This window comes from Moraxella sp. CTOTU47724, assembly GCF_032014955.1.
GTDB lineage: Bacteria > Pseudomonadota > Gammaproteobacteria > Pseudomonadales > Moraxellaceae > Faucicola > Faucicola tetraodonis.
In genome coordinates this window covers 18,720-44,664 of record NZ_DALZSV010000017.1, presented here as the reverse complement: position 1 = coordinate 44,664, position 25,945 = coordinate 18,720, and the positions used below count along the sequence as shown (strand labels likewise).

Genomic DNA, 25,945 nt, shown 5'->3' with positions numbered 1-25,945 from the left:
TTGCTTTGATGTTGGCAACCATTATGCACTCTTTAGATTATGGCAATGTCGCAAGTTGCTGCTGCAAGGCTTGCACCAAGGCTTGTTTGTTATCATCAGCGCGTACGGCAAGTTGTTTTTCTAATTTTTTGATTTGGGTGCGTAGTTTTGCTGCTTCAATGGCGTTTTTAGCCGCTGCTTCATCGATATCGACTTTGATATCATTGAGTTTGGCTTGTACCATACTGACCACAGGTTTGGCATTGGTATTGTCATTGACTTGGCGTTCGATACGGTCAAGGTGCGCGTAATAGCGCGCGCGTAATCCGTCTTGTTCGGTTTGCCTTGTCGCGTCATCCATCAACCGTGTGAAGGGCACCAGCTCGATGCAGTCCACTGGACAGGGTGGCAAACACAGCTCACAGCCTGTGCATAGGTCGGTAAAAATGGTGTGCATACGTTTGCCCGAGCCAATAATGGCATCGACAGGACACGCAGGAATACATTTGGTACAGCCAATGCAATCTTCTTCTCGAATGATGGCTCGCATTTCCATCGGACGATTGGTAGCGGGATCGGTTTGCCACTTTGAGGCTTCAGCTGTCAGTGGGATACGCCCAAGCAACTTGCCGATTTGGTCAGTAACTGATTGTCCACCGGGCACGCATTGGTTATGCGATTCGCCCAGTGTGACAATGGCGGTGGCATACGGCAGACAGCCTTCAGGATGACCGCATAGCCCGCATTGGGTTTGCGGCAGGACTTGGTCGATTTGTTGTATTAATCGTTGATGCTCGATACTTAGGCTATTTAAGTTTAACGTATTAAATAGATTAGGTACCTTGAAAACAGGTTGGCTATCAGACATGGCTCAATTTTTATTCACTATAATCATCAGTGTATATTTTAGCATAGCGCATACCTATTTCGCCTATAACCTATTAATACAAATCATCAAGACAAATAATGAAGACAAATCACTTAATCAATCCGTTTAAGATTGGTAATGCTGTTTGACCCATTCGATCAGTTGGTAAGCAATCGTGCCTTTTGGCGGAATGACAGGGCCGTTTTCATCTAAACTATCTACATCAAAAAATTGGGCATCCATCAGCTCATTGTTATCTATGGTGATATCGCCACTTTGGTATTCTGCAATAAAGCCTACCATTAAATTGCTGGGAAAAGGCCACGGTTGGCTGCCAAAATAGCGCAAATTGCTGACAGATAACCCCACCTCTTCCATCACTTCACGATGCACGCATTGCTCTAAGCTCTCACCCACTTCCACAAAACCTGCCAGCACGGTATACATTTTGCTATCTGTCGCCCGTAGATGATGCGCCAACAAAATCTGTGGTTTATCCGCGCTGGTTTTGATGATGGCGGTGATGATACAAGGCTGTACTCGGGGATACTGGTGATAATGGCAGTTGGGGCAAACGGTCGCATTTTCAATGGGGTGTAACTCCGTGGGCGTACCGCAGCGGCTACAAAATTGATGGTCTTGACGCCAGCGTAACAACTGCATGGCTTTGGCTAATTGGCTGGTTTGTAGCGCATCAAGGCTGCCAATCAGATGTCGAAAGCGCAAAAACTCAATCTGTCCTGTAATTTCTTCTGGCAATTGTGACAAGTCGATATCTTGATGGGCAATGGCATAAATACTGTTGCCTGCCTCATCTGTGTCCACTTTAACGGCCTGAGCGGGCACGTCCTCACAACGATAAAAAAAAGGAAGTCCGCCTATACAGGCGAACTTATCGTTATCACAAATAAGCAAATCATGGTGTAATGCGGTCATATTGGTTACCAAATTACTTTAAGCCACAAGCATGTGTTGTAAGCTGCGATAGCCTACATACATTGCATGATTGCCTGCGGGTTTGTTCGTTTCAAGACTTTCTAGATAATAATCTGCTGACATCACAATATCGGCAATTTTAGCAAGCTGATACTCTGACAACTCGCGACCCTGTTGCTCGATTAAGTTTTGTAGCACTGTGGCACCGCGTTTGAGCAGTTGGCTTTGTCGAGGTAATTTTAAAAATAAGCAAGCACCCGAGATAGTGCGCATGATATCAGGCACAGGCGTGATATGTAAAATATCTTTGTCGGTGTCATTTAGATAATCATTGAGCGCAGTTTCAATGGTGGCAATCGCGGTACGGCTTTCTTGGACGAGCGTGTTGTGAGCCGTTTCGATTTGATGTAGCGAAATAGTCTGGTTGTACACAGGCAATGTCACCGCACCTGAGGTATGTGATTTCGCCAGATTAATCGCCGCATTTTCCGCCATCATTAAAGTGCCAAGCAATCCATCAAAATCATCAGGCGTTGGCTGCGTCCAAGTTTTTACTTTGCCAATTTGTTGAGTCAGCGCTGCACTCACCTCATTTAAATTTAAGGTTTTAAACACGCTACTTAAATCATGCAAATGCTGCGCCATGCTATCAATCTCATCTGGACTTGAATTGAGATTAACTTGGCGGGCATAACTGTCACTGGCAGATTTAATCAAATCAATTTCTTGCTGGATGAGCTGGTTAAGCGCACTGGTCACTTCACGGTCAGGTCCAAATAAGAAGCGGCGCATGGCTGTTAACTGGGTTTCATCTAAGGTATTGGCCGAGAATTTGTGCTGAACTTGCAAGGCAAGCTGGCTATCTCTTGAACTGGCAAATTGTACCAAATCCGCAAAGCGAGAATCATGGACAGGTAGATAATCATTAAATTGTTGTTCAACAAAAATGAGCGCACGCTTTTGCAGGTTGCTAAGCGGTAAAGCCCCTGCCAAATCTGATACCGCCGCATCAGCAGCATGCCAAAACAAACTATCGGTACGTTTTGAAACCATTTCACACGCAGCTTGCATGGCTTTGAGTTTGTCTCGCTCTTTAGGCGATAATTGATTGCTGTGTGCAGTAAGTGCTACGCTCAGGCCTGCGCGATAAGCTTCCACCAATTTTTTTGGGTCAATGCCGAGTGATTTTAACGGTTGGTAATTTTGTTCTGGATTGGCAATCGCGATACTGCTGTTTTTGTTGGCAGTTAAGTCTGATAGCTGCAGTGCTGGCTGATTCAAATCGCTGTGAAGTTGATTGATAATCGGCAACAACAACGAAGGTTCAATGGTCTCTTTAAGTAATACAAACTCGATATAACGCGCCAACGTCATGATACCTTCTGACACATCCATCATCATGTCATTATTGGGTTGGTCGCGCTCCTCATAGAGTTTTTGCAGTCCTGCCGATAGACTATTGGCAAGTTCATAGCCTTCCTCTAATTGAATCAACCGCAATACTTTTGCCAGTTGCGCCAAGGTATCCACGGAATCAAGTAGCAAAGGCGCTTGACTACTGTCGTCATTAAACTCACTTAAATGCATTTCGGCATCATGTAGCGTCACGGCAATCTCAGGTCTTAATAAATGCAATGAAGGCAAATCAAAATTGGTGGCCGTTAGTTTTTGTGAGTTAGGACTTGGCAGACTCATGTTTTTTATCCAAAATGATTTTAAGGTGATAAAGGTAAAATGACAGCTACGCTTATTGCTGATTATTGTAAGACGTCCCTATGCCAGTGTCTATGTCAAAGTGTTAATACCAGCACAATAATTACACTTTATCATGAAATTTTGCCCATCAAATAAATGCCTTTATAAAATTTAATGAGGCATTTTTTATGGTTAAACACTCGCCCAGTTTTCAGCCAGCTGTGGGTTGTTATCTTTTAAGGCGTTAAGCCATTCAAGATGCGCCTGCTCAGCATCACTACTTGCCAAAAAGCGCTTGATAGTCGTGCTAAAACGCTGATGCACAGTTGCGCCGCCGACACCGCCACCGACATCATCATCGATGGCTAATGCTACCTGTCCGCCTGTCATCGCCAGATACACTTCTGCTAAAATCTCGGCATCGAGTAACGCGCCGTGGAAGGTACGGTCTTGTTTACCGACATTGAGACGTTTCACCAGCGCATCCAATGTATTGCGCTGCCCTGCGAACATGCGTTTGGCGATGGCAAGGCTGTCTGTCACGGTGACGGTTTGGTGGATATCGGGCAAGCCAAGTCGCGCAAACTCAGCTTGCAAAAAGCTCATGTCAAACCCTGCATTATGCGCGATGAGTTCTGCGCCTTGCAAAAAGTCATAAATCGCTTCACCAACTTGCTCAAACACGGGCATATCATTTAAAAACACATTGTGAATGCCATGAACGCGAATGACTTCCTCACCCATCTCAATTTTTGGGTTGATATAGACATGCAGTTTTTCACCGGTAAAACGTCGATTAATCATCTCAACGATACCGACCTCAATGATACGGTCACCATTTTGCGCTTCAAACCCTGTGGTCTCAGTATCGAGAATCAGCTGGCGATTGGCAGTCCCTTTGTGTTTGGCGATGGGTAATAAAGGTATAAAAGTCGGGTTAGGCTGACTGGTAATACCATTAAACGCTGGACGCTGAGCAATCAAGCTATCATCTTGCGCGACAAATTGCCCTTGTGGGTTGGTGAACACCGCAAAATATGGGTTAGCACTTGTTGGTAAGTGAGTTGCCTGTCCCCCAAACGATGACTGAGTTGATACATCGATGCTAGTTTGAGTATGGCTAGCTTGAGTACGGCTGGTTTGAGCCTTGCTTGTTTGAATAGTGTTTGTGTGAATAGTGCTTGGGGCTGGCTCACCGTTAAGTGCCTGCAAAAAGATATCCCCCATCATCTCACTATCGGCAAACGCCATATCTTGCACGTCATCAAAAGACGCATCGCTAAAATCTCGGGTTAACGCTGAGTGATTGAGGACTAAGTTGTTATCGGTTGACATTGGATTCATGCGCGGGTCTTTTTTTTTACTATCAAAATCAGGGTTTTTATCACTAAAATCCGATTTAACATCTAAATCAGTGGTAGGATTGGATAGGTGTTTAATCACTTTGTTAAAGCTTTTGGGCAGTTGGTCTATGCCTTGGTTTGCAAGCTTATCGGCATATTCATTGCCATCATGATCGGCGTGTCCTTTGACCCATTGCCAGTCAATTTGTCGCTGCTCGCACAGCTTATCAAGTCGCTGCCATAATTCCACATTTTTGACATTTTTCCAATGTTTCTTTTTCCACCCTGCCAGCCATTCGCTGATGCCTTTGATGACATAGCTAGAGTCTGACCAGATTTGAATCGGTAACGCTTTTGGGCTGTTTTCCAGTGCCGCAATCGCACCCATCAGCTCCATGCGGTTGTTGGTGGTATGCGCCTCACCCCCGCAAATATCAATTTGCTCACCCGTAGGTAAAATCACCACAGCACCAAAGCCGCCTTTACCAGGATTGCCACGGCAGGCGCCATCAGTGTAAGCAAGGGTTCGACCCACAAGGGGCGTTAAGGCATGATTTGACATAGATAACAACCCATATAAAACAGCAAAACAATCAAAAAAACAGCCCTCAGTATAAGAAAAAAAAGCATAAAAAGCCATGCCAAAACGTCTATAATAACCGCCTATAGTTGCTATCTGCAGGTTTAAAGGACGTCTATGCAAAAAAAATCTCGTGCGCTCGTGTCAGCTGTGTTGACCAAGGTGGGTATGGCTATGGTCTGTGCGCTAAGCCTAAATTTGACGGCTTGTAACAAGCCCCAATCCCCTGCAACAACTAGCAGCGATGGCGCAAAACAGTCGCCAGCGTTATCACAACCTGCCGCTAGCGATGATGTGTTTGTGGGCTGTTACACAGTCAGCCATACAGAACCTGCCCAAATCAAAATCATCAAAAATGGTGACAACTATGCCATGCAAATGCGCGAGTTTAACGACCCCAGCAAAAACTGGGACAAACCTGAAGCCATGCAAGTCATCGCAACTGACAGCCCAGATATACAAAAATACTTTGACATCAAAGCCGATGAACATCAATACTTAGAAAAAATCATTGCCCGTCCCGACCGCGTGTTCGTGCTCGCCAAAATCACCGATAGTTTTGCAAGCCTAAACCCGCAATTTGACAGTCCCTATCTGGGTTATATCTACAAAGGTAGCAATACTGTCTATAAAGTGGCATGCGAGCAAACCACCAAACTGTAATCACCTGAGTTGCTGCTTGACTTGATGAGCTTGGTTTGCTGCTTGATTTGATGCTTGAGTTAATACGTCTCATCCAAATTTTAACCCAAACGATTAATAGAGAATAAGCGATGAATTTTTTTGCATGGTTAGTGCTGGGCTTGGTGGCATACACTAGTGGCTTTAGTATCCGTCATTTCCACTACAAAGACGCCGCCATCCCAACTGATAAAAAATGGCAATACTCGGCGATTTTTTTTGTGGTCGCGCTCGTGGTCTTTGCGCTATTGAATTTATATGTTATGCACAAAGCTGCGCTTGATATGATGTTTGTGTTGGTATCGAGTTTGGTGGCGACAGGGGTCTTTTACTATGGTATTTCGGCAGATACCAACAATAAGATGAATCTACCGGATTAAACATACCCGATTAGTTGAACCATGATTTTTTGTAAGTCGATGAATTTGTTTGGATAATAAAATGTCTCAAAAAATGGCGAATACTCACGCCCACATGACTACCACCCACTTGGCTGGCTTGACGCGGCGTCGACTGCTAAAAACAGGCATAGCGCTATCGGCAGCGACGGTAACGGGTGCAAAAGCGGATTTGACCATTGGCGGGCAAGTGATTAGCCAACCTTCACAGCGGTATGGGTCAAACAATGATGCTGATAACATGGCTTTTGGCGAGCCCGGCGCTATGCCCAATGGCAATACGCCCATGGAAACAGTGCCCATCAATCCCCAATGGCCCCAATGGGACTTTGCGACCATCAAAGCCAATTGTGAAGCACTCAAAGGTCGCGGCGTCCACCTCCATCTGGTAGCACCATCGGGATTTGGCAGTGATGAACAGCGTAACTTACTGGCGCTTCACCGGCTCACCCAAGCGGGATTTTATATCGACAATCCAGAAGTGATTAGCCGACGTTATTTGCGCTTTGCAGGTTCAGACAGTGAGCGATTGGGCGATATTACCGCGTTACTCAATCAACCTTTACACCAATTGCCTAAGATATTACTCGGCGTGCGCGGCGGCTATGGCGCGATGCGTTTGCTCAACAAACTAAGTGATCAGCAGTGGCGAACGCTGACGCAAAAACTCAAAGATCGCAGTACACTATTGATGGGATTTAGTGATTTTACTGCCTTGCAGCTTGCCATGTACGCCAAAGGTCATCTCCCCTATGTGGCAGGGGCAATGCTCAGTAGTGACTTTGGCAAAACAGAGGTGAATACTGATACCATCCAAAGTTTTATCAACCTTTGTACCCAAAACCAGCTGCGTATCCAAGTGCCAGAAACTCAGCTTTATCGTGACACTGCGCGTCCCTTGGCTAAGCCGATAAAAGGCATCTTATGGGGCGGTAATCTTAGCGTGTTATCTGCAATGGTGGGCACGCCGTATATGCCAACTATCGACAACGGGATTTTGTTTTTGGAAGATACCGGTGAGCAGCCGTACCGTATCGAGCGTATGTTACAAACCTTGGTGTTATCAGGTATTGTGGCAAAACAGCAAGCGATTGTGTTGGGCAAATTTAATTTTAGCGGCATCAGTGATGCTTACAATGGCGATTACACCTTTGATACCGTCATCCGTACCATCCAACAAACGACAGGGCGACCCATCTACACAGATTTCCCCTTTGGGCATGTAGCAAGACGCATTAATTTTCCGTTAGGCGTTCCTGTCACACTTGACAATGTGGGTAGTGGCTATCAAGCGACATTCAACCAGTTTTATCATCTTAAAACCGATGCAAACTTTGGCAATTTAGATTTACGCCAATTGTTGGTCTAGGGTATAGCGGTGTCTTATGTATGTTAGTTAAAACCTGTTTGTATGCTACCCAAACAGGTTTATTTAACACATATTCTTTGACTGTCCAATCGCGCTAGAAAATCCGATTGTTATCATGCGTTTTGGCAAATTTGGCGATATTGGCTTCGATATTTTTAGCGATATTGAGATAATAGTCGGCAAATTCATCGCCTGCGCCTTGATTGGCAATCACGGACGGCTCGCCCTTATCGGCTTGCTCGCGGATGCCTTTTGCCAGTGGTAATTGCCCCAGTAGTGGCACTTGATACTGTGCTGCCATTTTATCACCGCCGCCTTCGCCAAAAATCGCTTCGGTATGACCACAGCTACTACAAGTATGCAGCGCCATATTCTCTACCACGCCCAGCACAGGGATATGGGTTTTGCGGAACATCTCAATGCCTTTTTGCGCATCCAGTAAGGCAATATGTTGGGGGGTGGTCACAATCACCGCACCGGTCACAGGAATACGTTGGGCGAGCGTCAACTGAATATCCCCCGTCCCAGGTGGCATATCAATCACCAAATAATCCAGATTTGGCCAGTTGGTTTGATTGTAAAGCTGCATCAGTGCGCCTGTGGCTTTGGCACCGCGCCAAGCAATCGGGGTAGTGTCATCGCTCAACAAGCTACCGATAGATAGCATCGGCATACCTTGCGCTGCAATCGGTACAAATTGCTCATGCTCCAGCTGCGGCTGCTGACCTGCCACGCCAAGCATACTTGGAATACTGGGGCCATAGATATCGGCATCCAACACGCCCACGCGTTTGCCCAGTTTTTGCAGCGCCAAGGCGATATTCACCGTCGTCGTCGATTTGCCAACGCCGCCTTTGCCCGAAGCTACCACAATAATATGCTCGATACGTGGATGCGGTGTTAATTCTGCTTGGGTGGTGGCTTTTTTGGCAATCGCAGGTTCAGGGGTTTCTGTGACTAATTTGTCACTTTGTGGCGCGGCCTGAGTGACGGGTGGCATGGCATTGGTGGTTTTGGGTAGGGTTGAGCCACTGCCTTTGGTGGTAGGTTTTGGCGCAGTAGTGCTGTCAAACAAGGTAATATTCATATTCACTTCACTGACCCCATGAATATGTAGCTTTTGGCTCAAATCATGATGGATTTGTTCAGGATTGCAGTCATCAGGCAAGCGCAAATCCAATGTCAGACTATTACCTTGCTGTTTAACCCCTTTGACATACTGGCGAATTGGCTGGTTATTGACGCGGTAGTCATCAAATAACTGATTAAGCGTGGACTCATCCACTGTTGCCACGGTTTTTGGTTTGATAAAGTTGAACATGATAGTTGCTTACCCCAATGTTGTTATTTTAACGATTTTAACCACTGTTAAGTGGGGTTTATTGCCAATTTTCACAGAGACAGATTGAACATATCTGTGTGAAAAGTAATTTTTCTTGTTTGATTGATGCCCATTGGTTGGGAAATGATGCGATTTAAGCTATCATACAGCAATAATAACGTTTTTTTAAACAAATCAATAACAGGTGTATTGTGAGAAAAATTTTAGTTACCAGCGCGTTACCGTATGCTAACGGTTTTATTCATCTTGGACATTTGCTTGAACATATACAAACCGACATTTGGGTGCGTGCCATGAAAGCGATGGGGCATCGGGTCACTTATGTCTGCGCTGATGATGCCCACGGCACTGCTATCATGATGAAAGCTGAAGAGATAGGTGTTAGCCCTGAGAGTTTTATTGCTGATGTCAAAGCCTCACATGAAAAAGACTTTGCGGGATTTTTAATTGATTATGACAACTACTACTCAACCCATAGCCCTGAAAATGAGCATTACTCTCAGCTGATTTATAATCGCTTGTATGAAAACGGGCATATCTCGCACAAAGCAGTTGAACAACTGTATGACCCAGAAAAAGGCTTGTTTTTGGCAGACCGTTTTGTCAAAGGCGAATGCCCAAAATGCGGCGCAAAAGACCAATACGGAGACAACTGCGAAGTCTGCGGCACGACCTACAATGCCACCGAACTCAAAAATCCTTACTCAACGCTTTCAGGTGCAACACCTGTTTTAAAATCATCCATCCATTATTTCTTTAACCTGCCAAACTTTACCGAATTTTTGCAAGATTGGACGCGTAAAGAAGGTCGCCTGCAGACCTCTATCGCCAACAAATTACAAGAATGGTTTGATGCAGGGCTTGCCAACTGGGATATCAGCCGTGATGCGCCGTATTTTGGCTTTAAAATCCCAAACACCCCAGCCAGTGAACCAGACAAGTATTTTTATGTGTGGCTGGATGCGCCTGTTGGTTATATGGCAAGTTTCAAAAACTTGTGTGACCAAGAAGGTGCGCAGTTAGGCTTAAATTTTGATGAGTATTGGTCAAAAGAAAATCATAACAACACGGAAGTTTATCACTTTATCGGTAAAGATATTGTGTATTTCCACGCCCTATTTTGGCCAGCTATGCTTGAAGGCGCAGGATTTAGAACACCCACTGCCATCAACGCGCATGGCTTCTTGACCGTCAATGGCGAGAAAATGAGTAAATCTCGCGGCACCTTTATCAAAGCCGATACCTACTTACAAAACCTTGACCCTGAATACTTGCGTTACTACTTCGCTAGCAAATTATCAGCCAGCGTCGAAGACATCAATCTGGATCTTGAAGACTTCATGCAAAAAGTCAATTCAGACTTGGTGGGTAAGGTCGTCAATATCGCTAGCCGCTGCGCAGGGTTTATCCATAAAAATCATGGCAGTAAACTGGCATTGACAATCAGCGAGCCTGCTTTGGTGCAACAAATCATTGATGCGGGCGAAGACATCGCTGCCGCTTATGAAGCGCGCGAATTTAGCAAAGCCATGCGTCTGATTATGGCGTGTGCAGACAAAGCCAATGAGTATATCGATGACAAAAAACCGTGGGCACTCAACAAAGTCGAAGGTCAACAAGATGAAGTACAAGCGGTGTGTACCGTCGCGCTTAATATCTTCCGTCAATTGGTGGTTTATCTTGCCCCTGTATTGCCATTGATGTGTGAGAAAGCACGAATTTTTCTCAATGTTGACAGCCTAGATTTTGATAGCCGTCATGCGTTATTGGTCGGGCATACCATCAACGCCTTTACCCCATTGATGCAGCGGGTTGACAAAGATAAAGTTGCTGCGATGGTGGACGCTTCAAAAGAAGATTTAAACAAGCAGCCTGCTATCGCCAATCAAGCCGCAACTGGGCAAGCGGGCGCGAGCAAAACCAAAGCCGCCGCTAGCGAACAATCCACTGGCGATACAGCATTGATTGGTATCGATGACTTCGCCAAAGTCACGATGACCGTAGCAAAAGTGCTAGCCTGCAATAACGTGGAAGGTGCAGATAAATTGCTGCAATTTACCCTAGATGTGGGTGAGACAGATGCGCAGGGCAATGTGAAAACGCGCAATGTGTTTAGCGGTATCGCCAAATTTTATAACCCTGAACAATTAGTGGGCAAGACTGTGGTCTGCGTCACTAACCTTGCGCCACGAAAAATGAAGTTTGGTATTTCTGAAGGTATGATTTTATCGGCTGAAAAAGCCGGTCAATTGACCGTGGTTACGCTAGATGACCATATCCCTGCGGGTGCGACCCTTGCTTAATGGGCTTAACTGTGATTGATTGCGATGAGCTGAAACATTTTGACACATTCTTAATCATTTTTTTGATCACAACAAAAAACCGCTGATAATTACCAGCGGTTTTTTTATTAAGCTATCCTAAATATCAAAAAATCGATAATGTAGCCCGATTAACGGTCGCTTTTGCTAACGCTAATGCGAACAGGTATAGATTTTCGATTGGCTCTAACCGGATTAGCTGACTTATTGTATTGGCAATAATGGGGTGCTTCAGCCGAAGGTAGAATAGCACCAACTACTAATACGCCTGCCATCAAGTTTGATGAGTTCATATAGCCTCCTTGTTGAGTTAGTGTACGATGATTCCATCTGTGAATCATTTACCTTTACTAAGCACAGACATGTTTAACTTAATCAACGCTGCAACGAATCGTTTAAAAAAGATAAATAATGCTGCGAGTAGAAGTTGTATTCTAAAAGATATCGAAAGATTTTCATACCATTTTATTATGACAATTTCATGAAATATCCAATTATTTTGATTCTTTATGTTTCAATTAAGGTATTTTTGTTTCCATTAAGCGCTTTATGTAATTAAACCTACTCAGACAGCAATATTTACAACATTTTTTAAAAGACTAATGTTCATAAAAACCGCTAAGCAATAAAAAAACTTATGTATGATATGTATAGAAGATAGCAAACTTTCATTTATGTTATAGCAAACTAGTACGTTGAAATGATATACTCTGCTCACAAAACAATTTTGATGATTGGGGAATACTATGTTGTCATTCAAACGCGGTCAATTATCCGCTATCTGCGCCCTTCTTGGTTTATCTTTAGCCGCCTGCTCACCTCAGAAACCATCCGCGCAAGCTGCAGACACGGCTAGCAAACCCTCAGCCACTGCCAACCAAAAACCCAATAAAACTATCGCCATTTCTGCGATTGTGGCGCACCCATCGCTCGACGCCATTCGCCAAGGTATCCTTGATGAATTGGCTGCTGAAGGGTATATCAAAGGGCAAAATCTGACGGTAAATTTTCAATCTGCACAAGGCAATACGGCAACGGCAGGACAAATATCCAAACAATTTGTTGCTGACAAACCTGATGCTATCGTGGCAATCTCCACCCCTACCGCTCAGTCGTTGGCTGCCGCTAGCAAAGAGATACCGATTGTTTATACAGCGGTGTCAGATCCTGTTGCCGCCAAACTCATTACTCAACAAAACACCCCGACTCAGCCCAACATCACAGGTTTATCCAGCCAATTACCGCTAGCACCGCAGCTTGACTTTATACAAAAAATCATGCCGTCAGCCAAATCCATTGGCTATGTGTTTAGCGCAGGTGAAATGAATTCAGTGGCGCTGCGAGATAAACTCAACATTGCGCTGCCAGAGCGTGGCATGAACTTAGTGGATATCCCAGCCAACCGTCCGACTGATATTGCCATGGCAACTAACAGTCTTGGCGGCAAAGCCCAGTTGATTTATACCTCAATGGACAATAATGTGGCATCGGCATTTGAATCGATGGTGCAATCAGCCAATGCACTAAAACTTCCCATCATCGCCTCTGATGAGTTTAGCGTCCGCCGCGGCGCTACGGCAGCACTCGGTGTCAATGATTATGACTTTGGGCGTACCACAGGCAAAATGGTAGGCAAAATTTTGGATGGTACACCTGTCACTCAAGTTAAACCCGAAGTGATGAACCAATTAACTTTATACGTGAGCCCAAAACACGCCCAAGCACAAGGTTTAACACTAAATCCTGAACTATTAAAAGGCGCGATTAACGTTGATACCACACCCGAGCGAAAAATTGACAAATAATCGCTATGGGTAAATAAGAAAAAACCCGCCTAACTAAATAGACGGGTTCTTCAAACTGGGCAGTGAAACGATGCCTTATTTAAAGCATATTTAAAAATTTAAAGCACATTTAAAATAACACGTGTCGCTTCAATGACATCAAGTACGCGGTTGTCAACACGTAGGCGCACTTCACCTGGACGCGGGCGACTGATAACCTTCGCCTGGCGATAAGCACTGTTATTTAACACATAGACATTACGGTCATTATATCGCTTGACGCTGTAATAACGACTGTCTAGTTTTTTTGCCCAGCCTGGTGGTACCGCTTTACCACGTGCGACATTTTTTTGTAGACCTGGGGGTAATTGGCGATACTAATCATGGGTTAGGTAGCGACCCGTACGACTATCGTAGTATCGATTATCACCTCTGTCGCGGTCTCTATCATGGTTTGTGTTGTAACGTTGGTTTTCTTTACGGTCATCTTTATAGTGTTTTTGTTGCTGTTTCCAGTTTTTGTCTTGTTTATATTGAGCCTTACTATGACCAGGGTCTGCCAAAACAACGGGTGAAGCCACGAACGAGCCCGCTAAAAGTAAGCTAGTTAATAATGTCGATTTTTTCATTGTTATACACCTTTGTCTGTACCTTGTATAAGTAATTTTGTATGAAGCTATATTATAAAATTAAAATGTAACTTAATATGACAATGCTGTGGTAATTTTCTTTCTACTTAAAAACAATGCGCGATAACTTATTAATTAGCTGATGACTTAGCGAATTATTATTAAAAAATGATACATTAGCGAAATGAGGCAGATTGTTATGTTATAGGAATTTATCAGAAAATGCCTTTTTAAGCAGTTACCCAAAGCTTTAATCATGATTGGCAAACTTGCCTAATACATATAACGCTATGCGACTGCAAAATTAGCTGATAAAATGTAAATAATGTTTAACAATGCTGTAGGATATTGTTATTGAAGTGTAAGATTTTCCTTTTTAAGATTTACCTTTTTATAACCTTTTTAATTGTTACCCTATGGATGGATTTTTGGAGTGATATATGTTGAACGCTATATTTGGTGTTTCTCGTTTGACCAAAGCAATGATGCTAGGTGGAATTTGTATGGCAAGCCTGATGGGTTGCAGCCAATCTAACAATAAAACAGCTGATGCCAGTACTGCAAGCACAGCAAGCGCAACGACAGCTGCATCAGGCGATACCAAGTCTGTTGCTATCACGGCAATCGTTGAGCACCCCGCATTAGATGCCGTTCGTCAAGGTGTGATTGAAGAGCTTGGCAACGAAGGCTTTAAAGAAGGTCAAAACCTAAAAGTAAATTTCCAATCAGCCCAAGGCAATACGGCGACTGCCGGTCAGATTGCCAAACAATTTGCCGCGGATAAACCCGATGCCATCGTTGCCATTGCCACCCCATCGGCGCAATCCGTCATTGCAGCGACCAACTCAATACCTGTTATCTTCTCTGCGGTTACCGACCCTGTCGAAGCGAAACTGATAAAATCTTGGGAAGCCTCTGGCACCAACGTGACAGGCGCATCAGACATGTTGCCACTTGAGCCACAGATTGAGCTGATGAAAAAAGTCGTACCAAATCTCAAATCAGTCGGCTATGTATACAGCCCAGGCGAAGTCAACTCAACCGTAGTACTGAAAGCGCTTGAAACAAAATTTAAACCTATGGGTATCAGCATCGTTGCAGCACCTGCACAGCGCACTACCGATATTCCACAAGCAACTCGCGGTCTACAAGGTAAAGTTCAGCTCATCTATACCTCACTTGACAACAACGTGGTATCCGCCTATGAGTCGCTTTACCAAGCGGCTAAAGAAATCAAAGTCCCTCTAGTGGCGTCCGATACTGACTCCGTTGCCCGTGGTGCAGTCGCGGCAATGGGTATCAACTACAAAAATTTGGGCATCGAAACAGGTAAAATCGTTGGACGCGTTTTAAAAGGTGAAAAACCGGGTACCATCAAGCCTATCACGATGAATAAGCTTGACTTATACCTTAGCCCAAAACACGCGCAAGAAGTCGGTATTACGCTGCCACAAGATTTAATTAGTCAGGCAGCACAAGTAGAACCTGCGCCAAAAGCTAAACAATAAATCATTCGTTAATGTTAGCTGTTTTAATGTGATTGCAAATTTAATTTCCCAGTGGCAACTAAAGTTTCAAAGCGCGTATTTGTACTTTAGTCGCATTACGCTTAATGCCACTTGGTTTACCTTAACACCTGACTGCTTGTTAAATTAACAAGCGGTCTTTACTTTTTTGTGTGAACAGTTATGTCGTTACTTGCTTTATTTGGTGCTCTAGAAAGCGGTCTAATCTATGCGTTAGTGGCTTTGGGCGTATACATTTCATTTCGGGTGTTAGATTTTCCAGATTTGACCGCGGATGGTAGTTTTCCCTTAGGCGGTGCTGTCGCAGGCGTGGCAATCATTGCGGATGTCAACCCTTGGCTGGCTTGTATCTTTGGTATGCTTGCTGGCGGTGTTGCAGGTTTGGTAACGGCTTGGCTACATGTCAAACTTGGTATTTTACAGTTGCTCTCCAGTATTTTAGTCATGGTAGCGCTGTATGCCGTCAATTTGCGTATTATGCAAGCGCCAAACTTGCCATTGCTCGGTGAGCCAACGATATTTGGCGAACTGGTGACTGATAGTAACGGCTATTGGATGCGCTGTGTGGTCATTGGTGGTGTGGTGATTGCTGCCAAGTTTTTCTTGGATTGGTTTTTTAGCACTGAGATGGGCTTGGCGATGCGGGCAACTGGCTCTAACCTTAGAATGTCACAAGCACAAGGGATTGCTACCTCTCGAAGTATCTTGCTTGGGATGGCGATTTCTAACGGGCTGATTGCGCTTGCTGGTGCGATTTTTGTGCAAACCCAAGGCGGTGCCGATATTTCCATTGGTGTTGGCACCATTGTGATTGGTCTTGCTGCCGTTATCATTGGTGAAACCATCATCCCTGCCAAAAAAATGCTGTGGATTACCCTATCTGCTATTGTCGGGGCGATTCTTTATAAATTCTTTATCCAAATTGCGTTGTCAAATGATACCTTACGTGCGATTGGTTTTGGTCCTCAAGATGTTAACTTAGTCACCGCACTACTGGTTGTGATTGCTTTAATCCTGCCAAAAATCAAATCAAAAATTTTGAGCAATCGCCATAAGCATGCCGCTTAACTTGGTATCAAATAGTTGATTTTAACTTTGGCACTTAACAACTTATAAAGTAAAAGTAAAGTAAAAGGACAATGCCTTATGATGAACGCAGACAACTTACGATTGACCTTCAATCCTGGTACACCGATTGAGAACCCTGCCTTACGTGGCATCAGCCTGCGTATTGAAGCAGGTGAATTTGTCACGGTCATTGGTACCAACGGCGCAGGTAAGTCGACGTTTTTAAATGCCGTCGCTGGCACTATTCGGGTCGATAGCGGCAAAATTACCTTAAACAATATTGACGTCACCAAAAAATCTGCCCACCAACGGGCACACTGGGTAGCGCGCGTTTTCCAAGACCCAATGGCAGGTACTTGTGAAGCCTTAACCATTGAAGAAAACATGGCACTTGCTTACAAGCGTGGCGAATCGCGTTTTTTAAAAGGCGCATTGAATCACAAAAACCGTGAAATTTTCCGTGAAAAACTGGCGATTTTAAAATTAGGGTTAGAGAATCGACTCACTGACCGTATGGGTTTATTATCAGGCGGGCAACGCCAAGCCGTTAGCCTATTAATGGCATCCCTGCAGCCGTCGAAAATTTTACTACTCGATGAACACACGGCTGCCCTTGACCCAAAAACCGCCGCTTTCGTCTTGGAACTGACCGATAAAATCGTCCAAGAAAATAACCTCACTACCATGATGGTCACTCACTCCATGCAGCAAGCGCTCAATCACGGCACGCGCACCGTCATGCTACACCAAGGGCAAGTGGTACTAGACGTATCAGGCGATGAACGCAAAGGCATGACTGTTCATGATTTACTCAATATGTTTGAACGCACCCGCGGCGAAGTGGTAGAAGATGATAGCTTAATTTTGAGCTAATTTAACTGGGCCCAATCAAATACGGTGGGTTAAATGCGATGGGTTAAATAGAATAAGTTAAATAAACGCTAGCGTTTAACAAGATGAGGATGGATAACATAAGTTATCCATTTTTTTACACACAGTGATAAATTAATTCTTCATAATAACACTGGATAAGCAAGCAGTGACAATACTGCTATTTTCCCTAAATTTTAATTATAAAAAACAATATCCTTTGAGGTCACTATGTTTGATTTAAAATCACTTGTTACGAAAGCTGTCGAAGACAAAACGTTAAATGTCAATGAATACATCTTTATGCCAGAGCGCGTGGATATGATGGTAAAAGATGGACGGTTAAGCTGTGTACTAAACACCAATGGTAAAGTTGATTTTATTTACCATAAAAATGGTATCACCGAAGTGCGTTCAGGTCTACGTAAAAGCCCGTTTACCTCGTTTCGCAATGAGCTTCACTATGGCGTGTATGATGATGTGGTGGATGAAGTGATTGAAGCGGTTGAAAAAATCATTGGCAGTCAATCCAAATACTTTAATTTTGCCGCAGATGCAGAATAAAAAAGTCAATCATAAAAAAGCTGAAAAGTAACATTTCAGCTTTTTTTATGTCTTTTATTTATAGATGATTCCTTTATTTATAGAGAATTAAAGGCGCTATCAATCGCATCATCTAATCGCTCAACCGCGATGATTTTGAGACCTTGATATTGCTCTAATTGCGTTTTTGGGGCATTGGCTTTGGGTACAATCGCATGGGTAAAGCCATGTTTCACCGCTTCTTTTAGACGTTCTTGACCATTGGGAACAGGTCTGATTTCACCAGACAACCCCACTTCACCAAATACCGCTAGGGTATAAGGTAAAGGCTTTTCTTTAATGCTAGACGCACAGGCTAATAGCACCGCCAAATCTGAGCCTGTTTCAAGCACCTTGACCCCGCCTACCACATTGACATACACATCTTGCCCATTGGTTTGGATACCGCCATGACGGTGCATGACTGCCAGCAACATAGCTAAGCGCTGATAATCTAAACCTAGTGCCATGCGCCTAGGTTGTCCTTGCGATTCATCCACTAGCGCTTGTACTTCAACCAGTAGCGGTCTGGTACCTTCACGGCTAACCATGACCACTGAGCCTGCAATCGGTTTATCATAACGACTTAAAAATATCGCCGATGGATTTGCCACTTCTTTGAGTCCTGCGTCCGTCATGGCAAAAATGCCCAACTCGTTGACGGCACCAAAACGATTTTTTACCGCACGAATCATTCGAAAACGGCTGTCCGATTGCCCTTCAAAATACAGTACCGCATCCACCATATGTTCTAGCACGCGAGGGCCTGCCAGCGCCCCTTCTTTGGTCACATGCCCGACCAAAAATAACGCTGTACCCGTTTGCTTGGCATAGCGCGTCAGAATCGCCGCTGATTCACGAATTTGACTGACCCCGCCTGGTGCGGATTGGATAGCTTCGGTAAACAAAGTCTGAATTGAGTCAATGATGGCGACGGCTGGTTGCTCTTGGGTCAAGGCCTGGCAAATCATTTCAACATTGGTTTCTGCCAATACTTTTAAGTTGTTATTGGGTAGCCCCAAACGACTAGCCCGCATCGCCACCTGTGACAACGATTCTTCACCCGTAATATACAGTGCACTTCCGGCGAGACTTTGATTTTCTGCCATGTGAATCGCCGTCTGTAGCAAGATAGTTGATTTGCCAATACCCGGATCACCCCCAATCAGCACCACAGAACCTGCCACCAAGCCACCGCCTAACACCCGATCAAACTCACCAACACCCGTTGGTAGCCTAGTATCGAGCGACATAGGCACGGCATTAAGTGGCATGACGCTCGATTGTTCGCCCGCGTAGTTGCTGGCTTTTTTGGTGACGGGTTTATGATGTGGCATGCTGACCGTCGGCGCTTCGACAAGGCTATTCCATGCGCCACATTCGGCACACTGTCCCGACCATTTGCCGAAATTTGCGCCACACTGTTGGCATACGTAGGATGATTTTGATTTTGCCATAGATTCCAATTTGCAAAGAAAAATTAAAGAATAAAGAAACTTAAAGCGTATTAGTGGTGGTGAGAGGGATAAACTATGCTATGCAATGAAATTAGGTATAGCGAGCTATGTTTGACACACAAGTTTTGACACGCAGGATTGCTGTTATTTGTGACTATATTTATGGGCGACTAGGTCATAAATCCAGTAAAAAATAAACCCATACACCAAAATAAGTAGGGTCAACGAAATATCGAGCAAAAACGCTTGCCACAGACCAATATTCATCACCCACATGACCAGTGGTAAGGTAAAGCCCAACAAGCCACCTTCAAAACCCAGTATATGCAGTACCCGTAGCCATAGCGGTCGAGCCAGTTTTTCACCGGTAAAAAATTTATCAAACAATAAGTTATAAATAAATGTCCAAATCATGGCGATGAGCGAAATGCCAATCAGCAACGCCAATATACTTGCGTTATGCTGAGACTCACTACCCGTAAAGCCAAAAAAGCTGAGTAATTTTACCCAGCCTAATGATAGCAGTATGGCGATTGTCTCAAATAAAATCGCTTGCCAGATGCGTGCTTTGGTTGTCATCACGTTTTGCCTTGAACAATCTTACTAAACTCTGCTTGCTAGACCATGAAGTTTTCACCCAAGTACACTTTACGTACCAACTCATTGTCTAAGATATGCTCTGGTGTACCTGCCGCAATAATTTGTCCTTCACTGACAATATAGGCATGTTCACAGATAGCCAAAGTCTCACGTACATTATGATCGGTGATGAGTACGCCGATACCGCGCTGTTTAAGCTTAATGATTACCTCTTTGATATCGCCTACCGAAATCGGGTCGACTCCCGCAAAAGGCTCGTCAAGCAAAATAAACTTGGGGTTTGAGGCAAGGCTGCGGGCAATTTCACAGCGTCTGCGCTCACCGCCTGACACGCTCATCCCTAATGAGTGGCGCACATGACCCAAATTAAATTCCCCAATCAGCTGCTCAAGTTGCTGCTGCTGCCCCGCTTTATCTAAATCTGTGCGAGTCTGCAAAATCGATAAAATATTTTCTTCAACAGTTAATTTGCGAAAAATTGATGCTTCTTGCGGTAAGTAGCCAATGCCTGATGCGGCGCGCTCGTGCATGGACAATGCCGACAAATCCCGATTACCCAGCTGTATTTGCCCTTTGTCCATATTGACCAGGCCAACGACCATATAAAAGCTGGTGGTTTTGCCCGCCCCATTTGGACCGAGTAACCCAACCACTTGTCCTTGTTCTACCGAAAAAGACACGTCTTTAACCACCCAACGCTTGCCATAGCGTTTGGCAAGGTGCTGCATGATTAGAGACTGGTTGGCTTGCGGTTGCGACATAATAAATCCTAGAACTAAACAATGGCAATGAACAGAGCGAAAGCAAGTTAAACAATACTAGCGATTGCGAACGCCCACACGGTTGCTCGCTTGTGGCGGAAACACCAGTTCAACACGTTGGTTATTCCCTGCTTTTGCCTCAATATCACCCACTTTTAGACTGTAATGGATGACATTGCCAGAAAAAATACCGCCATTTTGGGTCAAACGCGCATTACCTGTGAGGGTGACCAGCCCTGTTTTGACATTGTAATCAATTCGATTCGCCTGACCTTTAGCCAAGCCCTTCTCTTGTGTCACAATTTGTTGGATAGTGGCAGGACGCCCGGTTGCGACTGCGCTTTCGATGGCGCGGGTTTGCGTCAAATTGACGGTTAAATTATCCGCCGCCATTTTGAGCGTGCCTTGGCTGATGGTGACGTTGCCTGTATAGCTTGTCACCCCAGAGCGCTCACTGTACGTCGCTTTGTCTGCCAACAACCGAATCGGCTCATTGGCGTCTGATGGCAAGGCGTTTGCCACGTTCGATGCCGCAAGGATGCCAGCAATTGACACACCGCCAGCCATTATTAATTGTCGAGTCTTCACCACAATCATGTTAAACCTTTTATATAAAAATTTTAAAATCAACAATATAGATTAAATTAGCACCGAAGTTAAAGATTTTTGATACTCACTTAAATCCCGTCAACATCGCAACTGAATGACTATCTTAACAGTAGCCACTCTACTCCATAGAGATAGGGTTAGCTACTGTGCAGGTTGAATCATCACACTCACTTGTCCAAAACCGTAATCACCCGTTGCCAAGTCACCACTAAATTGTTTGGCATCAAACCGATTATTCCCATGAATAAAGGTCAGCGGTTCATTAGTCATTACTGTATTATTGACCAAATCACCGACAAAGTTTTTACCTATCATTTTAACGGGCAAATTCGACATACTAGTATTTTGGGTGAGCAACGGAACGCTGGTTAAGGTCACGTTACCTATCAGTTTGGCAATCTGCTTATTTTCATCCAATTGTGCTTGGTCTGCCACCAAGGTTACTTCACGCTCATTTTTTGGACGGATAACAATCTGTGGCTTGGACATCACGGCGGTATTGGCATTTTGGTAATGGGTTACCTGCGCCGCTGTTAACTGATAGCCGACACTACCTGTTTCGGTCGTTTGTAGCGCTTTAATTTGCTCTGCTTGGTAATCAATATCGGTCGGTTTGAGTGATACTTGGGTCAAGCGAGCATCGTTTTGCGTATAAAAATAGGCCGATACGATAATAAATAATAAGCCTAAAATAAATAGCGTTTTTGTTGACACGATTGCCACCTAACATTGCCAAAAAATTTGATAAAAACGGACGTTACCACACTAAGCCGCATACGCCAAATCACTTAAAACAAATCACTTAAACTAAATCACTTAAAATAAATCACTTTCAAAAAAATCACTTAGAACAAATCCCTTAGCATAAGTCCCTTAAACCAAGTTATATAACCTAAATCACATAACTGGCCAAAATATCATCGTAATGACCCGTTGCTTTTAATATCAAATCACATAACTCACGAACTGCCCCTTCTCCGCCTGAGCGCGTGGTAACCATATCCACACGTTTGATGACCTCACCATTGGCATTTGCCACTGCTACAGCAAATCCGACAGATTGTAAGGCTTTGATATCTGGCCAATCATCACCGATATACGCACATTCTGCTAGCAAAATACCAATATTAGCTAACAATTCATTGAGCGCCGTCAATTTGTCTTCCCGCCCTTGCACGAGATGGGTGATTTTTAATTCTTTGGCGCGATGTGTGACAATGTCGCTAGTACGACCCGTTATAATGGCAGTTTGAATCCCTGCTTGGTGAATACGCTGAATACCAAAGCCATCTTGAACATTAAAGCCTTTGGTTTCAACCGTATTGGCGTCATAGATGATTTTTCCATCGGACAACACACCATCCACATCCATGACCAATAGTTTAACGTTTTTTGCTTTAGTGAGCAGACTTTGCATGACCTTATCCTTATTATTGTAAGCCTAGTTACTTTAAAAGTAGTTATTTTAAGCCTATTAATTCACACCCGCATGCAGTAACTCATGCAAGGTCAAAATACCCGCTAAAGTCTTATCATCATTAATGATTAATAGCTGATTTATCTTTTGTTCATTCATTAAGGTGAGCGCATCAGACGCACGCATATCAGGATTGACGGACTTTGGATTGGTTGACATCACCTGACTAATCGGCGTATCAAGCCCCAATTGGCGCGCTAAGCCACGGCGCAAGTCGCCATCGGTAAATACACCCACGACTTGATTGTTCGCATTGGTAATTACCGTCATCCCCAGTCTGCCACCCGTCATGCTAAACAAAGCTTCATTAAGCGTCGAATGCTCATCAATGGTTGGCAGGTTATTTACATGCATTAAGTCTTTTACTTGAGTTAATAATTTGCGACCCAATGCCCCTGCAGGGTGCGATAAAGCAAAATCTTCTGAGGTAAAATGCTTACTATGCACCAGCGCCACCGCTAACGCATCTCCTAGCGCCAAAGTAGCTGTGGTACTTGATGTCGGTGCCAAACCAAGGGGACAAGCTTCTTCAGACGCCCCTAAAGTCAAAGCCACATCGGCAGATCTTGGCAAAATACCGCGTTTGTCACGGCTGATACTAATGAGCGGAATGCCCAGTTTTTTTACCACAGGCAGTAACGTGCGGATTTCATCTGACTCACCTGAGTTTGAGATGCCAATTAACACATCACCTTTGACCAACATGCCTAGGTCGCCATGACCCGCTTCACCAGGGTGCATAAAAAAAGACGGCGTTCCCGTTGAGGCAAAAGTCGCTGCAATTTTGCGACCAATAAGCCCTGACTTACCCATGCCTGTCACCACCACACGCCCCTGACAGTTTTCAATCAAATGGCAAGCAGTCACAAATCGTTCATCTAGTTGTTCAATCAGCAAATCTAAAGCATGTTGTTCTGTTTTGATAGCGTCTTTGGCATGCTTTAAATAATCAACCGATGCATCCAAGATAATTCCTCACTAATTTTTCAAGATGGCTGTTGGTGCGCTTTTTTCGGGCACTTATCTTTACGCGGTTATCGCTATCCGCTTATTCGGGCGTTTAATAGTTAGCATAAACAATCTTTAAAGCTAAAAATTTAAAATTTTTTAAAGTCTGATTATCATAGCGTAATTTCAGCCAATATTCACGGGATAAGTCCGAAAATACATATTTTGACAACATTTCATCGAATTTATATTAACAATCTACGCATTGCTAAATCAGTTCCAAATACACTATAAATGATAAGCTATAAAAGCTATAAAAAATGGCGAACACTGATAGGGTTCGCCACGTAATATCATGTTTGGAATTTAAAAATTAATATTTGTCTTCACCATTGCCGTTTGCATCATCGTCAAAATTGGCATCGTCTTTGGTAGGCTCAAAATTCATAGTGTCATAGCCACTATCAAAACCACGGTCAGCAAAACCACTGCGATCATACGGTGCTTGCGCAAACCCTGTACGCTCCTGCGGGTAGCCACGTTGGTCATTGTCATAACCGCCGCCATCAAAACCGCGATCGCCAAAGCCACCACGATTAGCAAACCCTGTGCGATTTGCGCCGTAGCCTGATTGTTCAAAACCGCCTGTTTGACCAAAGCCCATTTGGCTAGATTGACCGTAGCCACTTGCCCCTGGCATTGGCGTGGCTGAACGTGGATTGCGGGCTGGTACTACCGTTGAAATAGCGTGTTTGTAGACCATTTGACTGACAGTGTTTTTAAGTAACACCACATATTGATCGAAAGATTCGATTTGACCTTGAAGTTTGATGCCATTGACTAAAAAAATAGACACTGGAATACGGTCTTTACGTAAAGAGTTTAAGAAAGGGTCTTGTAGTGTTTGACCTTTTGACATAGGTTTCTCCCAGAAATAAACAGAAAGTTGGTTAAATTATTATATTTTTAAACGAATTTTTAATTATACCTTATTAGCTTAATATGGATTGTCGAATCACCATATTAGATAAGCACTCAAATAGTATCACCCAAGCATGTCACTGCTGTTAACTTGTTTTTATTAGCAAATTTCTTGCTTGATCAATAGTTGCCAAGGGTCTGATATCAAAACGCTCAACCAATTGTTGTGTGCTAACCAGCTTACGCATCCATGTATATTGGCGTTTTGCTAACTGTCTTGTAGCATATAATGCCTCATTTTGCATAGTTTGTCTATAATCTTGAATTGGGGAGCTGTGCGTGTTTAGTAAAAAACGCGCCACATCATCATGAAAATTTTCTTCATTATTATCATATGTAAACAATGTTGTATTTTGTATTTTTTCTAAAAAATCCCAAGCTTGCCGGTAGCCAACGCAGCGCATGGATGGCAGATCAGTCGTGAGGTGATACTGTTGTCGCAGGTCAATTACTTCCTGCAAAAAGCCTTGTTGCCACATGATATCTAACCGAAGTGCGATGCGCTTGTGTAACCAATCACGATCTGGCATGACGGCTAAAATTTGCCAACGCTGATTTGGATTGTCGGCTAACGCCCTAGCGGGCTGATTCTGCCAAGCGCTTAATGGCTTGCCTGTTTGTAGATAGATTTCGACCGCTCTGCCAATTCTTTGGGTGTCTGTGGTTTTGAGTTGCTTAGCAAGGATGGGATCTACCTGGGTTAAATAAGCATGTAGCTGTTCAACCCCCTGCTCGGCAATCAATTGGGTGACTTGTTGGCGAGTCTCTGGCAAGGTGGCTGGGATATCATTGATACCTTGAATCAGTGCCATATAGTACATCATGGTTCCACCCACCAGCACAGGTGTTTTATTTTGCTGATGAGCAAGATTGATATGATAGTCCACATCGCCTACAAACTGGGCAACGCTGTAGCTTTGCTCAGGACTGATGATGTCAACAAGCGCATGCGGATAGTGTACCAATTCTTCACGTGTCGGTTTGGCAGTACCGATATTCATATCCCGATAAATCAAGGCAGAATCTACCGAAATAAGACGATATTTGCCTGTTTCGTAGAGTTCATACGCTAACGCTGTCTTACCGCTGGCAGTAGGTGCTATAAGGCAAATCACGTCTTGTTTATCGGCTGTTATCATAA

The 25,945-nt window shown here is 44.1% G+C and carries 26 protein-coding genes; 9 read left to right on the top strand and 17 right to left on the bottom strand.

Translation table 11 applies throughout. The annotated features are described in order from the left end of the window. Nucleotides 1–37 precede the first annotated feature (37 nt). The 4 genes from RTR63_RS05495 to dnaQ all read right to left on the bottom strand — a co-directional run bounded on the left by RTR63_RS05495 (nucleotide 38) and on the right by dnaQ (nucleotide 5,383). Nucleotides 38–847: an RnfABCDGE type electron transport complex subunit B gene (locus RTR63_RS05495; protein ID WP_312523129.1), complete on the bottom strand. Its 810-nt coding sequence runs from the start codon at nucleotides 845–847 to the stop codon at nucleotides 38–40. 126 nt (nucleotides 848–973) lie between these two features. Next, complete coding sequence (gene nudC / locus RTR63_RS05490) at nucleotides 974–1,783, bottom strand: NAD(+) diphosphatase (protein WP_312523127.1); 810 nt, start codon at nucleotides 1,781–1,783, stop codon at nucleotides 974–976. An 18-nt stretch (nucleotides 1,784–1,801) separates the two neighbouring features. Beyond that, a complete protein-coding gene (locus RTR63_RS05485) occupies nucleotides 1,802–3,478 on the bottom strand; it encodes a hypothetical protein (RefSeq protein ID WP_312523125.1) in 1,677 nt (558 codons plus the stop codon). 192 nt (nucleotides 3,479–3,670) lie between these two features. Further along, the gene (gene dnaQ / locus RTR63_RS05480) at nucleotides 3,671–5,383 is read right to left on the bottom strand and encodes a DNA polymerase III subunit epsilon (RefSeq protein ID WP_312523124.1); all 1,713 of its coding nucleotides are present in this window, start codon (nucleotides 5,381–5,383) and stop codon (nucleotides 3,671–3,673) included. Nucleotides 5,384–5,518: 135 nt separating this feature from the next. Here dnaQ and RTR63_RS05475 point away from each other — a divergent pair, with 135 nt between their 5' ends. The 3 genes from RTR63_RS05475 (at nucleotide 5,519) to RTR63_RS05465 (ending at nucleotide 7,849) form a co-directional block, all read left to right on the top strand. Next, nucleotides 5,519–6,064 carry a hypothetical protein gene (locus tag RTR63_RS05475; protein ID WP_312523122.1) on the top strand — a complete coding sequence of 182 codons (546 nt, stop codon included), beginning with the start codon at nucleotides 5,519–5,521 and terminating at the stop codon, nucleotides 6,062–6,064. A 110-nt stretch (nucleotides 6,065–6,174) separates the two neighbouring features. After that, on the top strand, nucleotides 6,175–6,462 hold the full coding sequence (locus RTR63_RS05470; RefSeq protein WP_312523121.1) for a hypothetical protein: 288 nt from the start codon (nucleotides 6,175–6,177) through the stop codon (nucleotides 6,460–6,462). Between the two features lie 61 nt (nucleotides 6,463–6,523). Further along, on the top strand, nucleotides 6,524–7,849 hold the full coding sequence (locus RTR63_RS05465; RefSeq protein ID WP_312523119.1) for an LD-carboxypeptidase: 1,326 nt from the start codon (nucleotides 6,524–6,526) through the stop codon (nucleotides 7,847–7,849). A 94-nt stretch (nucleotides 7,850–7,943) separates the two neighbouring features. On the opposite strand, the gene apbC is transcribed toward RTR63_RS05465, so the two are convergent. Beyond that, nucleotides 7,944–9,170: an iron-sulfur cluster carrier protein ApbC gene (gene apbC / locus RTR63_RS05460; RefSeq protein ID WP_309596734.1), complete on the bottom strand. Its 1,227-nt coding sequence runs from the start codon at nucleotides 9,168–9,170 to the stop codon at nucleotides 7,944–7,946. Nucleotides 9,171–9,382: 212 nt separating this feature from the next. Between apbC and metG the strand changes: the two genes are divergently transcribed. After that, entirely contained in the window at nucleotides 9,383–11,494 is a 2,112-nt protein-coding gene (metG, locus tag RTR63_RS05455; RefSeq protein WP_312523116.1) for a methionine--tRNA ligase, read from the top strand. Nucleotides 11,495–11,643: 149 nt separating this feature from the next. Here metG and RTR63_RS05450 read toward each other — a convergent pair whose 3' ends face one another. Then, entirely contained in the window at nucleotides 11,644–11,805 is a 162-nt protein-coding gene (locus tag RTR63_RS05450) for a hypothetical protein (protein WP_007116336.1), read from the bottom strand. Nucleotides 11,806–12,258: 453 nt separating this feature from the next. On the opposite strand from RTR63_RS05450, the gene RTR63_RS05445 reads away from it, so the two are divergent. After that, nucleotides 12,259–13,317: an ABC transporter substrate-binding protein gene (locus tag RTR63_RS05445; protein WP_312523115.1), complete on the top strand. Its 1,059-nt coding sequence runs from the start codon at nucleotides 12,259–12,261 to the stop codon at nucleotides 13,315–13,317. Nucleotides 13,318–13,415: 98 nt separating this feature from the next. Here the strand turns inward: RTR63_RS05445 and RTR63_RS05440 are convergent, their stop codons facing one another. After that, nucleotides 13,416–13,547 (bottom strand): hypothetical protein, encoded by a 132-nt coding sequence (locus tag RTR63_RS05440; RefSeq protein WP_007116338.1) that lies wholly within the window; start codon nucleotides 13,545–13,547, stop codon nucleotides 13,416–13,418. Between the two features lie 126 nt (nucleotides 13,548–13,673). Then, nucleotides 13,674–13,925 carry a hypothetical protein gene (locus tag RTR63_RS05435; protein WP_312523114.1) on the bottom strand — a complete coding sequence of 84 codons (252 nt, stop codon included), beginning with the start codon at nucleotides 13,923–13,925 and terminating at the stop codon, nucleotides 13,674–13,676. Between the two features lie 515 nt (nucleotides 13,926–14,440). Here RTR63_RS05435 and RTR63_RS05430 point away from each other — a divergent pair. The 4 genes from RTR63_RS05430 to RTR63_RS05415 all read left to right on the top strand — a co-directional run bounded on the left by RTR63_RS05430 (nucleotide 14,441) and on the right by RTR63_RS05415 (nucleotide 17,953). Continuing rightward, nucleotides 14,441–15,433, top strand: coding sequence for an ABC transporter substrate-binding protein (locus RTR63_RS05430; protein WP_409418200.1), 993 nt, complete (start codon nucleotides 14,441–14,443; stop codon nucleotides 15,431–15,433). Between the two features lie 180 nt (nucleotides 15,434–15,613). After that, on the top strand, nucleotides 15,614–16,519 hold the full coding sequence (locus RTR63_RS05425; RefSeq protein ID WP_007116341.1) for an ABC transporter permease: 906 nt from the start codon (nucleotides 15,614–15,616) through the stop codon (nucleotides 16,517–16,519). A 78-nt stretch (nucleotides 16,520–16,597) separates the two neighbouring features. After that, the gene (locus tag RTR63_RS05420) at nucleotides 16,598–17,392 is read left to right on the top strand and encodes an ABC transporter ATP-binding protein (protein WP_036593505.1); all 795 of its coding nucleotides are present in this window, start codon (nucleotides 16,598–16,600) and stop codon (nucleotides 17,390–17,392) included. A gap of 228 nt (nucleotides 17,393–17,620) precedes the next feature. Then, nucleotides 17,621–17,953 (top strand): hypothetical protein, encoded by a 333-nt coding sequence (locus RTR63_RS05415; RefSeq protein WP_096488671.1) that lies wholly within the window; start codon nucleotides 17,621–17,623, stop codon nucleotides 17,951–17,953. Between the two features lie 77 nt (nucleotides 17,954–18,030). Here RTR63_RS05415 and radA read toward each other — a convergent pair whose 3' ends face one another. The 9 genes from radA to miaA form a co-directional block, all read right to left on the bottom strand. Continuing rightward, nucleotides 18,031–19,428 carry a DNA repair protein RadA gene (gene radA / locus RTR63_RS05410; RefSeq protein ID WP_138019017.1) on the bottom strand — a complete coding sequence of 466 codons (1,398 nt, stop codon included), beginning with the start codon at nucleotides 19,426–19,428 and terminating at the stop codon, nucleotides 18,031–18,033. Between the two features lie 144 nt (nucleotides 19,429–19,572). Then, nucleotides 19,573–20,007, bottom strand: a complete 435-nt coding sequence (locus tag RTR63_RS05405; RefSeq protein ID WP_312523112.1) for a PACE efflux transporter — start codon at nucleotides 20,005–20,007, stop codon at nucleotides 19,573–19,575. Between the two features lie 38 nt (nucleotides 20,008–20,045). After that, on the bottom strand, nucleotides 20,046–20,789 hold the full coding sequence (gene lptB / locus RTR63_RS05400) for an LPS export ABC transporter ATP-binding protein (protein WP_312523111.1): 744 nt from the start codon (nucleotides 20,787–20,789) through the stop codon (nucleotides 20,046–20,048). Between the two features lie 57 nt (nucleotides 20,790–20,846). Then, nucleotides 20,847–21,356, bottom strand: coding sequence for a lipopolysaccharide transport periplasmic protein LptA (lptA, locus tag RTR63_RS05395; protein WP_312523133.1), 510 nt, complete (start codon nucleotides 21,354–21,356; stop codon nucleotides 20,847–20,849). Between the two features lie 183 nt (nucleotides 21,357–21,539). Next, nucleotides 21,540–22,112, bottom strand: a complete 573-nt coding sequence (lptC, locus tag RTR63_RS05390; protein ID WP_007116348.1) for an LPS export ABC transporter periplasmic protein LptC — start codon at nucleotides 22,110–22,112, stop codon at nucleotides 21,540–21,542. A gap of 178 nt (nucleotides 22,113–22,290) precedes the next feature. Continuing rightward, nucleotides 22,291–22,815, bottom strand: coding sequence for a KdsC family phosphatase (locus RTR63_RS05385; protein ID WP_312523110.1), 525 nt, complete (start codon nucleotides 22,813–22,815; stop codon nucleotides 22,291–22,293). 57 nt (nucleotides 22,816–22,872) lie between these two features. After that, nucleotides 22,873–23,841 carry a KpsF/GutQ family sugar-phosphate isomerase gene (locus RTR63_RS05380; protein WP_203171651.1) on the bottom strand — a complete coding sequence of 323 codons (969 nt, stop codon included), beginning with the start codon at nucleotides 23,839–23,841 and terminating at the stop codon, nucleotides 22,873–22,875. A 355-nt stretch (nucleotides 23,842–24,196) separates the two neighbouring features. Beyond that, nucleotides 24,197–24,742 carry an RNA chaperone Hfq gene (gene hfq, locus RTR63_RS05375; protein WP_099807791.1) on the bottom strand — a complete coding sequence of 182 codons (546 nt, stop codon included), beginning with the start codon at nucleotides 24,740–24,742 and terminating at the stop codon, nucleotides 24,197–24,199. A gap of 148 nt (nucleotides 24,743–24,890) precedes the next feature. Then, nucleotides 24,891–25,943, bottom strand: a complete 1,053-nt coding sequence (gene miaA / locus RTR63_RS05370; RefSeq protein ID WP_312523107.1) for a tRNA (adenosine(37)-N6)-dimethylallyltransferase MiaA — start codon at nucleotides 25,941–25,943, stop codon at nucleotides 24,891–24,893. Between the last annotated feature and the right edge of the window lie 2 nt (nucleotides 25,944–25,945).

Excerpts from the sequence above, each read along its gene's own strand:
- RTR63_RS05465 (WP_312523119.1), top strand. The coding sequence starts at position 6,524 with ATGTCTCAAAAAATGGCGAATACTCACGCCCACATGACTACCACCCAC.
- RTR63_RS05470 (WP_312523121.1), top strand. The coding sequence starts at position 6,175 with ATGAATTTTTTTGCATGGTTAGTGCTGGGCTTGGTGGCATACACTAGT.
- RTR63_RS05495 (WP_312523129.1), bottom strand. The coding sequence starts at position 847 with ATGTCTGATAGCCAACCTGTTTTCAAGGTACCTAATCTATTTAATACG.
- RTR63_RS05450 (WP_007116336.1), bottom strand. The coding sequence starts at position 11,805 with ATGAACTCATCAAACTTGATGGCAGGCGTATTAGTAGTTGGTGCTATT.
- dnaQ (WP_312523124.1), bottom strand. The coding sequence starts at position 5,383 with ATGTCAAATCATGCCTTAACGCCCCTTGTGGGTCGAACCCTTGCTTAC.
- apbC (WP_309596734.1), bottom strand. The coding sequence starts at position 9,170 with ATGTTCAACTTTATCAAACCAAAAACCGTGGCAACAGTGGATGAGTCC.
- RTR63_RS05385 (WP_312523110.1), bottom strand. The coding sequence starts at position 22,815 with ATGCAAAGTCTGCTCACTAAAGCAAAAAACGTTAAACTATTGGTCATG.
- lptB (WP_312523111.1), bottom strand. The coding sequence starts at position 20,789 with ATGTCGCAACCGCAAGCCAACCAGTCTCTAATCATGCAGCACCTTGCC.
- lptA (WP_312523133.1), bottom strand. The coding sequence starts at position 21,356 with ATGGCTGGCGGTGTGTCAATTGCTGGCATCCTTGCGGCATCGAACGTG.
- nudC (WP_312523127.1), bottom strand. The coding sequence starts at position 1,783 with ATGACCGCATTACACCATGATTTGCTTATTTGTGATAACGATAAGTTC.
- RTR63_RS05435 (WP_312523114.1), bottom strand. The coding sequence starts at position 13,925 with ATGAAAAAATCGACATTATTAACTAGCTTACTTTTAGCGGGCTCGTTC.
- RTR63_RS05420 (WP_036593505.1), top strand. The coding sequence starts at position 16,598 with ATGATGAACGCAGACAACTTACGATTGACCTTCAATCCTGGTACACCG.
- hfq (WP_099807791.1), bottom strand. The coding sequence starts at position 24,742 with ATGTCAAAAGGTCAAACACTACAAGACCCTTTCTTAAACTCTTTACGT.
- RTR63_RS05405 (WP_312523112.1), bottom strand. The coding sequence starts at position 20,007 with ATGACAACCAAAGCACGCATCTGGCAAGCGATTTTATTTGAGACAATC.
- RTR63_RS05425 (WP_007116341.1), top strand. The coding sequence starts at position 15,614 with ATGTCGTTACTTGCTTTATTTGGTGCTCTAGAAAGCGGTCTAATCTAT.
- RTR63_RS05415 (WP_096488671.1), top strand. The coding sequence starts at position 17,621 with ATGTTTGATTTAAAATCACTTGTTACGAAAGCTGTCGAAGACAAAACG.
- RTR63_RS05445 (WP_312523115.1), top strand. The coding sequence starts at position 12,259 with ATGTTGTCATTCAAACGCGGTCAATTATCCGCTATCTGCGCCCTTCTT.
- miaA (WP_312523107.1), bottom strand. The coding sequence starts at position 25,943 with ATGATAACAGCCGATAAACAAGACGTGATTTGCCTTATAGCACCTACT.
- RTR63_RS05485 (WP_312523125.1), bottom strand. The coding sequence starts at position 3,478 with ATGAGTCTGCCAAGTCCTAACTCACAAAAACTAACGGCCACCAATTTT.
- RTR63_RS05430 (WP_409418200.1), top strand. The coding sequence starts at position 14,441 with ATGGGTTGCAGCCAATCTAACAATAAAACAGCTGATGCCAGTACTGCA.
- radA (WP_138019017.1), bottom strand. The coding sequence starts at position 19,428 with ATGGCAAAATCAAAATCATCCTACGTATGCCAACAGTGTGGCGCAAAT.
- RTR63_RS05475 (WP_312523122.1), top strand. The coding sequence starts at position 5,519 with ATGCAAAAAAAATCTCGTGCGCTCGTGTCAGCTGTGTTGACCAAGGTG.